Below are 11,985 nucleotides of genomic sequence, written 5' to 3'. Positions count from 1 at the left end.
CGAAATATGGAGCCACAAGCGAACCTCTAAGGAATACAGTGGCAACTGCTAAAAGGAGAAGCCGACGGCAACAGAAATGGGAATCAGGGGCGCCAGCGACCCTAACGACGCAGTGACAAGTTTTTGCGAAATTAAAACGTTGCCATTCAGGGCATCTTCGCTACGCAGTCAACAGCCCGGAGTGTCTCAAAAACGGTCATTTTTGAGACAAATTACGAGCGCTTCGGAAATTAGTCCAATGAACTCGTATTCTTGTCGCAAAACTCAGTATTAAATTCATAGTCTCAGTACCATACGATTCCATGAGTTATGAGATAGAACAGCCTTCCAAATGACCTCAAGACTTAAAGCCGTCATCGACGAGCTCTACCGACCCGCTCAGCGCCGGAAGGTTTTTGCGTTATCGCGTGCAGAAGCCGAGAGCCTCCCCAGATTGCCGACCACTGCGGTCATCTCCATCACGGCCCCCGAGCGACCCCCTGCAAACCTGGACGGGTTCGAACATTTGCTGCGGTTGAGCTTCGCGGACGTGGACCATTTGGGTATCGAGTTGTCTGCAAGAGCTCGTGAAAAGGTGTCCAAGGCATTCACCGTTGACCAGGCAGAGCAGGTTTTGTCATTTGTGACCGGGCTTCCACCCGGCATTTTGTCAATCGTGGCCCATTGCGAGGGCGGCTACTCCCGTTCCTGTGCGGTCGCCTACGTGCTGAACGAGCTCTACGGGTACACCGTCGAGTTCGAGCGCTTGCAGAACGCAAACCCCTCTGTTGTCAAAATGCTTCGCAAAGCCGCAGCTACACATACCAAAAGGTAACCCATGCTCGTTGGATACGCCCGCGTCATTGACTGATAAACAGAACCTCGACTGGGCGCTGCAGGTGCAGATTCTCAAACGCCGGGGCGGCTCGCATGAGGGCATCCTCACGCTGCCCTCCATTCCCGGCATGCTGGCCGAGGTCCTCACGCCGTGCCTACTGCGGCCCAGCCAGCTCATGTCCCGGATGGAGGCCAGCCATGTCAATGCATTGGGCAGCGCTGCTGCTACACCTGCCTGCCGGCACGTCGTCAGCCATTGATGCTGGCTCCCTGGCCGTCTGGGCGCTGCAGTTCACGCCGCGCGTGGCGCGAATGGAAGAAGCCGTGGTGCTCGAAGCCGAGCAAAGCATTCGCCTGTTTGGCGGCGAGTTGCCTTTACACGAGCAGGTCGAGCAAGGCGCCAGGGCGCTGGGCGTGTCCTTTACCGCCTGGGCGCCGACCAGCCTTGCGGCGCTGGCCCGCTGCCGGCGTGGCCGACGGATTTGCCCGGCCGCTGGCCCAGCTGCTCGACCCGCTGCCTTTTGCGGTTTTAAGCGCGGTCAATGTCCATGCCGCCACGCTGGCGCGCCTGGGCTGCCGCACGCTGGCCGATGTACGCCGCCTGCCCCGGAGCGGCATTGGCCGGCGCTTTGACGCCGCGCTCCTGGCGGCGCTCGACCAGGCCTATGGCCTGCGCCCGGAGGTGTACGACTGGGTGGCGCTGCCAGCCACCTTTACCGCGCGGCTGGAGTTGCCCGGCCGCGTCGAGACCAGTGCCGGCCTGCTGTTTGGCGCCAGACGGCTGCTGCTGCAGCTGGGCAGCTGGCATCACGGTGTTCACCCTGCGTTGGCGTCACGATAGGTCTATCTATTTACTGTCTAAAAAGTGAATAGTTCTTGGTCCACGAAGCCTTCATGGAGCAACGGCACTAACTGCTCAGCCTGCTTTGCAGGGTTCCATTACCGAATGGCTCGCACTGGGCAGAAACCAGACTAAAGACGGACCTCTTAATAACCCAAAGGCGTAAAAGAATCCCGTGAACTGGAAAAATACCACTCACCGATAAGCTCGTGGCTCACCAACCAGGAGTTCCCATGAAAGAAAAAATTGCCTTGAAACGCCCCCACACCTCGGTGATGCCGGCCACCCTCGACCACTACCACGCTGTTCAGTCCATTAGGACGTTCGGCGCAATCAAACACGCCAGCGCGGTCGCTCATGCTCTTCTCGCTACCGGTCATGCGCACTCCGAGTCCGAAGCCGTTGCCATGGCCAATGATGAGGTCACCCGCGTAGAACGCATCGACCAGGGTATCCTTGTTAATCGCTTGGCGCACCAACAGTTGCAGGCAGAGCAGGACCAACAGCTCAAACGAACCAACCACATGCACGCCACAGCGATGCCGGCAACTTCGCTGCCGGCGTGAGCCTAGCCCTGAGCCGGGCATGCCCGCCAATCCATTCAATTCTTGACCAATAGCACATGACCACCCCCAACCCCCGTGACCCCGATGACTTAGAGCCTGACGTCACTGACGAAATGGACGAGCGCCTCGTCCACCGCAAACTGGCAGACATTCTCACCGTATCGCCTGCCGAGGCAAAAGCCTGGGCCAACAGTGAGCGCATTGAACTAGCGAGCCTCATTCGCAGCTTCAAGCCCCGCGCGGGGCAGTCCAGCACGCGAAACTGGCTATCCACCGCAATGGTCAGCCTGCCCCTTGACCATGTCACGTTAGACGTCGAATTTTCGATGCGCGCCCCTGCCACAGCTACCCTGAAGTACCAGACGGCCGCCGGTACTGATGCAGACGATGTCTTCACGCACATCCACGCCCAAAACAGGGCGAATGTCTGCCAAGACCTCTTCGAAGAGTTGACCCGCAAGCAGCAGCTTACCTACGCACCCCTCGTGAAATGGGGCAAGCTCAGAACTGCCGACGCAAAAAGGCATGAGCGTCTGGAGGACGTCCAAATTGCGGACAGCATTAATGTTCTTGAGGACCAGTTCGAAAAAAGGTACTTGACGTACGAAAGAGAGGCGCGTGCAGAGCACAACTTTTCTGTCGACCAGCCAACCCCCTTGAGACTCGTCCGTTTTTTCGCGGAAGAAGCCCGCGACGACGTCTTGGTAACGGTCAAACGCTGGGTCAGCACAGCCGGCTCTGGCGACAACATAGTTTTGCGCACGCTGTGCAATATTGCAGCCAACCGAGCGCTCCTGGAAAGCGCCAAAGCCGGGACCCTTGCTCAAGAAGGCGCTTCCGCCATCATCGCCCTCTTGAATGCCATAAACCAAGTTGGCATTTTTGAGGCGCCTGAGGTAAGCAATGACACAGACATCAAAAACCTGCTCCTACAGTGGTTTGGGTCCGACGGCCCGCTGGCAACAGCTGGCAACTCGAAGCGAGGCCTCACGCCCCGTGAGGTTGAAGCCGCCATCCGCCAAGCCGCCCAGGCGCAGCGCGAGTACGTTTACCTCCGTCCCGCATCCGATGACCCCTTGGCAGAGACTGCGTTTAAAACGCCCAACGACCGCCTGATGTTCGCGCTGGCCTTGATTGCAGACCGCCAAATGAATCAACGTGTTGATAAGGAGCAGAAAGGCGAAGGGACTCCTAAATACGTAGTTTTCGACCCCAAGGCTGAGGAGTTAGGCGTTCACGCGCTCACCATGGTGATGCGGCAATATGGGCAAATTGCGTTCTCCAACGCGGCATGGGAACTGCGCGCAGACAGGGTCAAGGACTACGTTGATGCGCTGAGCTACAAGCGCGCCCGCAGACAAGAGATGGTGTTCAAGGTGTTCAAACGGATGGAAGTAGACAAGCTGCTGACGGTGCACAACACACTCATGCAGCACGTACCGGAGTTGCGTAATGCATGACAAAGCGGCACGGCCTCTCTAACAGAGGTCGCGCTGCAGGGAGACAACTTGTTGAGGATTATTGCTCCAGCCTAATGAAGTTTGAAATTTCGTGAAGTACCTCCCTCGAAGGAAGCTCAAAAAAACTTATGACTTCAAAGGGCCGAATCTATAGTTCAAGCTGTTCGAACTCTGCTGACGCGTGTCCGGGGAGGCCAATGAGCTATGGTGAGTTGGCGCAACGAACGGGAATGGAGTGGGTGCCAAGCATTGCAGTCAGATGAAGTTGAGGTGCGCCGTGATTTTTCAGTGTTACTCGCAGGGCGAGAAGGTCTTGCGCTGCCCCTTTGTCGCCTCGAAGAACGAACTCATTGACCTGTAATCCGGTGAAAGCTCTTCCCCGATGAGCGTGCCGAGCCTTAGCTGAGAACTTCAGTGTATGTTCATACAAAAAGCAGGGTCGTAACCCTTCGGCTCTTCAAGGTGAGGATATAAGGCAAGTTGCTAAGCCCGGCTTCAATGCCTACTGCTCTCATCTGCAGAATCAGCTAAGACCCGTGTTAGATTTCTACTGAAAAGCTAATTGTCATCATTGGGCAAGATGCATCCCAGACAGGAACTCAGTCCCGGTTCGGTTGCCCAGTCCTACATGCTGCCTTCAGCCTACCGCAGGCGCGAACAAGTAAAGACATCCGTCTAGGGCAGCTTTAGCCAAACAGTTAATACCACACAGAAACTGCCAGCTAAGTTACTTGCAAACCAAGGGCCCCAGTATCCGAAGCCGTGTCGTTTGTCACTCGTGCTGTTAGCTTTTACAAACGCGTCAAGTTTCCTTGCCATTGCTAAGGTAAAAAACAAGCTGAGAACCAAGGCAACGCCAGCCAAATAGACTCCTCCAGTTCTGGCTGCTAGTGAAGTCTGACCCGTTAATTTGGCATCCAAGACCAAAAGCAAGCCTGCAAGCGAAGCAGTCATTCCAAAATTGAAGTCATCAGGAGACAGTATGCTGCTTGACTTTCCGAGGTGCCGAGCTATGCAGGCTCCAAGTACCAACGCAAAACCTACAGCGTAGGGTACTAAAAAAGTCATAAACAAGCATCCTATACGTATTTCTTCAATTTTAGGACAAAGAAATGCTTGGATATAGCCGCTTGCTTTTCTGGCTTATAGCCGCTGTTAACTTAAGTGCAGGTCTTGCACTTTGGTATGACTATGAGCTATGTCGGGGTCCACGAGACTCGCTCGTGTTACTGACCCCTTTGCTTCTCATCAGCTGTTTTATTCTGACGTCGATTTGGGCGATTTGGGACACGAAACTGAAGACTGGTCGATTTCATCCCTAACGAAGGTCTGCACAATTTGAATGCTTTTCTCGTAGCTGCAAGTGCGGCGTTATTCTATAAATCCCTCTGTCCCCGATGAACGGGCTGCCCAGCGAGTCCAAGAGTGTTTGCGCGCTAATACCCATTTTGGACTTCTATTGTGAAGCCTTTTGTCGTCATTGAGCGAGATGCATTCCAGGCAAAAACTCAATCCCGGTTCGCTTGACCAGCTCGCCATAGCTAATCGGCCGGGAGGCCCGGGTCGCATCGTCGTTGAGGTGCCAGTGTGCTCACGCACGGTTTTCCTGCTCGTCGTAGACCAATTTGAACAAATATTTTGGCACGCGCACCTTGCCTGGACCAATGCTTGGGCTTTTTGCGATGCTGGGCTCATAGACCGGGCCGGTGATGACGTAAACATCGCCGCTAGCTCGACCGGCATATTTTTTGGTCGCATCTTCCACCGAAACCCGCCAAGTCCCCTGATTGTGCTGGGGTGCCTGGGGCATCATGTTGGCGAGCGAGAAACTCTGAACCATCGCTGTCGGGGTGGGCATCTGGCCGGCTGGGGCCATGTGGCCACGGTCAAAGTCGCTGCCACGATAGTCCTCAAGCGTGGCCCGTTCGGCCTGGCGCAGACGGGCATCGGCAAAGAAGTTGTCGGTGCGTTTTTGATGGGCCTGCTTCACCGAAGCACGGTTGAGCTTTTGCGCCACGTACACCGCAGTCTTACTCTCTCCAGAATGCAGGATGGCAAATGCTTCATAACAAAGGGCACGGTGGGTAGGGCGAGGCACAACCAAAGGTGGCTTTCCGCTGGCGAAAAATTGTGGGCAAGCTGAAAAGTCGCTTGCGGTCAAGCCGGCAGGTGCATCAGCCTTATGAGGTAATTTTTTAGAGGCAGCTTCAGGCTTTCCTAACTCCCTGACCAGCTTCTCCAGGCTGACACCAGCCGCTACCAGTTCGCGGCCCGCCGGGATGTTGGTGCAGGAATGGGCGGACAGGCCGAGCGCCAGCGCCAGAAAGATGGCGAAGAGATGAGATTTATGACGGGGGCGGGAGCGCGCGGACGGTTTTCTTTTTTTCATCAATTGGACAGGAAGCACGGGATTAAGCGTAGCGATGCGCTCGTAGTGCGGAAGGAAAAAACAAAGAGGTGCGGCATTGTGCAGGAGAGAAAAGCCATGTCCGGCTTCATCACGCCGACATCAAGAATCGGCCTGGACGCAATAAACGGCCAAGGGCCTTGGCCAACTTCGACGATTCATTGAAATCAAAATGACTACATCCGCACGATAAGCATGTCGGCCCAGCAGGTCGTGTAGCCCGGCGACCGGCGCACCTGCTTCATGGCCCAGGCCTGCTGGTCATTTTCCAAGCCGGCAGCAGCAAACCGGAGCGTGCCGCGCCCATACCGGCCGTTCAGGGCATCGAGCTTGGCCATGAGCTTCGCGCGGTCGCGCAGTGGAGGACTTTGCGCCACAAGTTCTTCTTCCAGACGCCCTGCCCCAGCCATTTGACTGATGGGCATGAAGCCCGCCGAGATGTCCAGCTCGTCCTGTCGAAGCGCCTGTGGCCGAAGCTCAACCAGCATCACGCCGGCCTTGGCGTACAGAAAGCCGAACTGGTAGATAAGTCGAAGGCCGACCAGCGCGGCTTTGACCACCACCGCCGTGTCACTGCTGGGGCGGATGAGCACCATGAGGGCGCCGGCCGCGCTGTGCTGGCAACACAGTTCGTCTGCTACGCGGCTTGTGAATTCCGCCACCGATGTTGCCAAGTCAACTGCCTGCGTGACCCATCGGCCAAACGACCGGCTGACCATGATTTACTACTTGGGTGCTGGCTCACCTCGGTCCCATAGGTCGCAATGAAAGTGAAAGCTGGTTGGAATCGGTTACTTGGCCTTTGTGCCAAGCATTTTTAAGCGACGGAGGAGTTTCTCCTCGGTCCGCCGCTTTCTTGGGCAATCCCTTGACCACAACATAATTTCTTTTGCATGCACGCTCATATGAGTCAAAAGCGGTCGTAATCGCATTAAAGAGCCAGCCTTTCTCCCAATACCCTGGTTTATTCGGTTACTTGACCGTTCTGGAAATACGGCAGATTTACGCCTGTTCGGAGATGTCAGACCCTAGAATTGGTGGCATGGACACAGCATCCCCAAGCTGGGACAGGCTCGTAAAGGAATGGCCGAGCAAAGGATGGCGCGGCTGGTAGCGTCGGAGCAACCCATGACCAAACTGAGTGACACGCTTGCGACCGGTTGGCGAAGGCTGGTTGACGCAATCAACTGGGTTTTTGCCACAGCCTGGATGGGCGCCATCATCCCTTTTTTTTCAATTGGCGTGGGTTTCGCGTGGAGTTCCTGGAAGGAACAAATAGCCGACTCGTTTCTGGTCATGGCAAGGCCGGGCGATGCGAACTTCGATGTGAAGTCAACCTTTTTTTGGCTCTTATGCCTGTTGCTGCTGCTTCTGGGCATCGGCAACACGTGGGCCAAAAATCGAGATAGCGCCCGCTCGGCAGCCGAAGTCAAAGCCCTGTTAGCCAGGCTTCAGGAGCAGTCCCAACAGCATACGGCTGCAGTCAGCCAGTTGCACTCCTTGCCGCCCTTGGGCGTACTGGAGGACTTCCACCAAGCCTATAACCTCTGCGACAACATCTCTATCAAATCACTGCAGTTAAACACGGCGGTATCGACGGCCCTCAGCGACCATGAGGCGGCGTTGAGGACGTTCATGTCGGTGGTTGGACGTGTGATTCAAACGTTTGATGGAGAGCATTTTCTCAGTTCCAATGTTCGTTATGGACTGAACATCATGCTGTTCGTCACCAAACAAGAATATGAAGCCAGACCGTTAAAGGCTGCCTTGGCTACTCGGCTTCGGTTTGCCGACAAGGGACTCTCCCTGGACAATGCGGCCGGCGTGCTGGACATGCTGCCAGCCGTGTCAATCGCTGATGGCATGGAAATGCCTGATAGCGAATTGGAACACTTTGCCATTCCAATCGCTGATGTTCCAGTCTATGCATCCAAGGCATCAAAAGAACGGCCGGCATTGCCCGGCGCCACGCATTGCTGCGTCAACATCATCCATGTGGCTTATGAGAGCATTGATGCGTTTCGTAAGGCGCTTGAAGACCTTCAAGCCGATGACGGCGTCAAGGCAGAAATGCTGAGCTACTTCGAAAAACCCAATATTCGCAGCAGTGTGCAGAGTTTTCTATGCGTTCCGCTTATTGCAAGCGACACCGGGCTGGTCGGCGTGCTCAATATTCATCGTGATACAGCCAATCCGAGAATCAAGGACCGGATGGCGCTTTTGGTGCCTTTGCTGGCACCCATGCGACAGCAACTTGCCCGATTGCTCTTGAAGTACAAATCGCTATACTTATCTTAAGTTGCATGGTTGACTTGAGAAGGTGAAACATGATGCTCATCAGTGAAAATTCGACAACCCCGTCCAACCAAGCTCTGCTTGACGAGTTGAAGAGTGAAGTTGCGCAGTTTCTGGCAAGCCCTCTGACTGAGCGCTTCACCCTGGTGAGTCCGAATGGCGGGTTGCGCACCGAGGTGCGAGCCATTTCGTTGAACCGCTTGCCCCAGGAAACCCAGGACGTGCGTTTGGACCGTCTATCGACGTCGGCTTTCTCACGCTGAGAGATTTCAGGTGTTGGCTGCGCAGGCACCCATCCGAGCCTCTTTGGATTTGCAGTTGTTTTTCGGACTGACACCGTCCAGAGGCGGGCTGCAGAACCGCTCGATGTTCAAACACGCTGGCCTTGGCATGCTTACGGGAGCGACATGCCCGTGTGGCTTGACTTCATCGATGTCCTCCATGCCCCGCTCAGGCATACAAGGTTTTACTTGAAGCCCCGGCTGGAGACTTCAAGCATGCCCAGCCAGCGGCTCAGGTCCACCAGCCGGTGCGCCACCAGATTGCGCACGCCGCCATCGCGCTGCCACTGGCCGTACACGCCCAGCAGCCGGGAGTCCAGCAACACCTCGCGCTGTTTTTCCCGCAGGCGCTTGAAGACAATCACCTGGATGGCGCCGTCCTCGTCCTCGAGCGAGACAAACACCGTCCCGTTCGCCGCCGGGGGCTGCTGCCTGAGCGTGACCATGCCGCAGGTCCGCACCATCTGGCCATCCGGATGCTCTCGCAGTTCGCCCGATGAAAGGAAGCGGTGCTTCACGAGGCGCGCTCGCAATAACGCCATCGGGTGGCGCCTGAGCGTGAGCCCGGTGGCAGCATAGTCCCAGCCAATCGCCTCGCCTTCGGGTGCCTCGGGCAACTCCAACAACTCCTCGTCCACGGGCGCTGCGCGCAGCAGCGCAGGCGCTGCATGCAGCGCGCTGGCGTCCCAGACCTGCTGGCGGCGGTGCCCCGACAGGCTCGCCAGGGCGTCGCTTGCGGCCAGCAGCTTCATCTCATGCAGCGCCAAATCCGCTCGCATCGACAGGTCCTCGGCACTCTCGAAGGGGCAGTCCATTCGCGCGGCGACAATCCGCGCGGCTGCTAGCCGCCCCAGCCCGGCGACCAAGCGCAAGCCCAGGCGGACTGCCGGCACCTGCGGCAGGTCCTCCAGCGTCGCATCGATGTCGCTGGCCATCACGTCGATGGGGCGCACTTCGACCCCGTGACGCCTGGCATCCTGGACCAGTTGGCTGGGCGCGTAGAACCCCAGCGGCTGGGCATTGAGCAGCGCAGCCAGGAAAGCGGCCGGCTCGGCGCGCTTGAGCCAGGCGCTGGCATAGACCAGCAGGGCAAACGAGGCGGCATGCGACTCGGGAAATCCGTATTCCGAAAAGCCCTTGATTTGCTCGAATATCGCGACGGCAAATTCCTTCTCATAGCCGCGCGCCGTCATGCCTCCGACGATGCGGTCGTAGTACTGCGCCAGGCCGCCCTTGCGCTTCCACGCCGCCATGGCCCGCCGCAAGCCATCGGCCTCGCCCGGCGTGAAACCGGCGGCCAGGATGGCAAGCTGCATCACCTGCTCCTGGAACACCGGCACCCCGAGCGTTCGTCCCAGCGCTTCGCGCAGCGCCTCGCTGGGGTAGCTGACCGCTTCCCTGCCCTGGCGGCGGGCGAGGTAGGGATGCACCATCCCGCCCTGGATGGGGCCGGGCCGCACGATGGCCACCTCGATGACCAGGTCGTAAAAGCACCTGGGCTGCAGGCGCGGCAGCATGCCCTGCTGCGCCCGGGATTCAATCTGGAACACCCCGACCGTGTCGGCCTGGCACATCATCTCGTAGGTGGCCGGGTCCTCGGGCGGGATGTCCTGCATTTCAAACGAATGGCCGCGCCGCGCGCCGACGAATTCAAGCGCCTTGCGAAGAGCCGTGAGCATGCCCAGCGCCAGGACATCGACCTTGAGCAGACCCGTGGCGTCCAGGTCGTCTTTGTCCCACTGAATCACCGTGCGCCCGGGCATCGAGGCGTTCTCGATGGGCACCATGCGTGACAGCAGCCCGCGCGTGAGCACAAAGCCGCCGGTGTGCTGCGAGAGGTGCCGGGGGAAACCCATCAGCTGGGTGGTGAGCAGCATCAGCTGCTGCACCGCCAGGTCGTCCGGAAACAAGCCGAGCGCGGTCAGGCGCTCGGCATCGACCTGGCCGCCGTCCCACCACTGGTGGGATTTGGCGAGCAGGTCCAGCGTCGCGAGGTCAAAGCCGAGCGCCTTGCCGACATCGCGAATCGCCGACCTGGGGCGGTAGGTCATGACCGTGGCGGTCAGGGCCGCGCGGTCCCGCCCGTACTTTTGGTACAGATACTGGATGACTTCTTCGCGCCGCTCATGCTCGAAATCGATGTCGATGTCGGGCGGCTCATTGCGCTCGCGGCTGATAAAGCGCTCGAACAGCACGCTCATGCGCGCCGGGTCCACCTCGGTCACGCCCAGGCAGTAGCAGACCACGCTGTTGGCCGCCGAGCCGCGCCCCTGGCACAGGATGTGGCGCGAGCGCGCAAACGCGACGATGTCGTAGACGGTGAGGAAATACGGCTCATAGCGCAGCTCGCCAATCAAGGCAAGCTCATGCTCGATTTGCTGCTGGACCTGGGCCTCGATGCCGTGCGGCCAGCGCCGACCGGCCCCTTCGTAGGTCATCCGGCGCAGGTAGGCGGCCGGGGTTTCATCTGGAGGCACCACTTCTTGCGGATACTGGTATTTCAGCTCATCGAGGGAAAAATTGCAGTGACTGGCCACCTTGAGGGTTTCGGCCAGCAGCGCGGCCGGATAGGTCTGCGCCAGGCGAAGCCGGCTTCGAAGGTGCCGCTCGGCATTGGACTGCAGTTCGAAGCCGCAGTCGGTCAGCCGCTTGCCCAGACGCGTGGCGGTCAGGACATCCTGCAGCGGCTTGCGCGAGCGCACATGCATGCAGACGTCACCTACGGCGACCAGGGCAATCGCCGTCGCGGCGCTGACCTCGCGCATCCGGTGCAGCCACATCGCGTCGCCCAGCCGGCGCAGCAGTTCAACGCCGAACCAGCAGCGCCCGGTGAAGTGCAGCAGGCTCCAGCGGCCCAGCTGCAACAGTTGCTCGGCGCTCGAAGTCCGGCCGGGCGACACCAGCACGACGCAGTCGACCAGGTCGGCGCCCTGGATGCTGTCGCGCGCCAGGCGGTAGTGGCCTTTCTCGGAGGAACGCCGCAGGCGCGTGATGTATTGGCACAGGTTGCCGTAGCCATTGAGGTTGCAGACGAGCACGGTCAGCGTGAACGGCGCATCGTCCGCTACTAAAAACTGCGCGCCCACCAGCAGCGCGAGCCCGGCCTCCCTGGCGGCCCCATGGGCACGCACGATGCCGGCCAGGCTGCACTCGTCGGTCAACGCCAGCGCACGGTAGCCAAGTTCCCTGGCGCGCAGCACCAGCTCCTCGGGCCGGCTGGCGCCATTGAGAAACGTGAAGTTGGAGATACAGCGCAGCTCGGCGTAGTCCGGCAAGGCCGATAGGGCAGGCAAGGCAGCGGCAGTCGCCATGGCCGCGC

11 protein-coding genes are annotated in these 11,985 nt (G+C 58.6%); 7 read left to right on the top strand and 4 right to left on the bottom strand.

What is annotated here, in order from left to right:
- Positions 1-331 precede the first annotated feature (331 nt).
- The 5 genes from PNAP_RS23335 to PNAP_RS23320 all read left to right on the top strand — a co-directional run bounded on the left by PNAP_RS23335 (position 332) and on the right by PNAP_RS23320 (position 3,683).
- Positions 332-814: a hypothetical protein gene (locus PNAP_RS23335; RefSeq protein WP_011798339.1), complete on the top strand. Its 483-nt coding sequence runs from the start codon at positions 332-334 to the stop codon at positions 812-814.
- A gap of 28 nt (positions 815-842) precedes the next feature.
- A complete protein-coding gene (locus PNAP_RS25310) occupies positions 843-1,076 on the top strand; it encodes a hypothetical protein (protein ID WP_049763834.1) in 234 nt (77 codons plus the stop codon).
- A gap of 185 nt (positions 1,077-1,261) precedes the next feature.
- A complete protein-coding gene (locus PNAP_RS27800; RefSeq protein WP_049763833.1) occupies positions 1,262-1,657 on the top strand; it encodes a DNA polymerase Y subunit UmuC family protein in 396 nt (131 codons plus the stop codon).
- A gap of 233 nt (positions 1,658-1,890) precedes the next feature.
- The gene (locus PNAP_RS27405) at positions 1,891-2,223 is read left to right on the top strand and encodes a hypothetical protein (protein ID WP_157040527.1); all 333 of its coding nucleotides are present in this window, start codon (positions 1,891-1,893) and stop codon (positions 2,221-2,223) included.
- 56 nt (positions 2,224-2,279) lie between these two features.
- Complete coding sequence (locus PNAP_RS23320) at positions 2,280-3,683, top strand: hypothetical protein (protein WP_011798335.1); 1,404 nt, start codon at positions 2,280-2,282, stop codon at positions 3,681-3,683.
- A gap of 675 nt (positions 3,684-4,358) precedes the next feature.
- Here PNAP_RS23320 and PNAP_RS27400 read toward each other — a convergent pair.
- From PNAP_RS27400 to PNAP_RS23310, 3 genes are all read right to left on the bottom strand, one after another.
- Entirely contained in the window at positions 4,359-4,751 is a 393-nt protein-coding gene (locus tag PNAP_RS27400; RefSeq protein WP_157040526.1) for a hypothetical protein, read from the bottom strand.
- A 523-nt stretch (positions 4,752-5,274) separates the two neighbouring features.
- Complete coding sequence (locus PNAP_RS23315; protein WP_011798334.1) at positions 5,275-6,072, bottom strand: DNA/RNA non-specific endonuclease; 798 nt, start codon at positions 6,070-6,072, stop codon at positions 5,275-5,277.
- 194 nt (positions 6,073-6,266) lie between these two features.
- Entirely contained in the window at positions 6,267-6,809 is a 543-nt protein-coding gene (locus tag PNAP_RS23310; RefSeq protein ID WP_011798333.1) for a DUF4113 domain-containing protein, read from the bottom strand.
- Positions 6,810-7,218: 409 nt separating this feature from the next.
- Between PNAP_RS23310 and PNAP_RS23305 the strand changes: the two genes are divergently transcribed.
- The gene (locus PNAP_RS23305) at positions 7,219-8,388 is read left to right on the top strand and encodes a hypothetical protein (protein WP_011798332.1); all 1,170 of its coding nucleotides are present in this window, start codon (positions 7,219-7,221) and stop codon (positions 8,386-8,388) included.
- A gap of 29 nt (positions 8,389-8,417) precedes the next feature.
- Positions 8,418-8,648: a hypothetical protein gene (locus PNAP_RS23300; protein ID WP_041377720.1), complete on the top strand. Its 231-nt coding sequence runs from the start codon at positions 8,418-8,420 to the stop codon at positions 8,646-8,648.
- A 203-nt stretch (positions 8,649-8,851) separates the two neighbouring features.
- Here the strand turns inward: PNAP_RS23300 and PNAP_RS23295 are convergent, their stop codons facing one another.
- Positions 8,852-11,977, bottom strand: a complete 3,126-nt coding sequence (locus PNAP_RS23295) for an error-prone DNA polymerase (protein ID WP_011798331.1) — start codon at positions 11,975-11,977, stop codon at positions 8,852-8,854.
- Positions 11,978-11,985: the final 8 nt, after the last annotated feature.

The sequence above is a fragment of the Polaromonas naphthalenivorans CJ2 genome, from assembly GCF_000015505.1.
GTDB lineage: Bacteria > Pseudomonadota > Gammaproteobacteria > Burkholderiales > Burkholderiaceae_C > Polaromonas > Polaromonas naphthalenivorans.
Note: the sequence above shows the minus strand (reverse complement) of the source record. Positions and strands in the feature narration are given on the sequence as shown.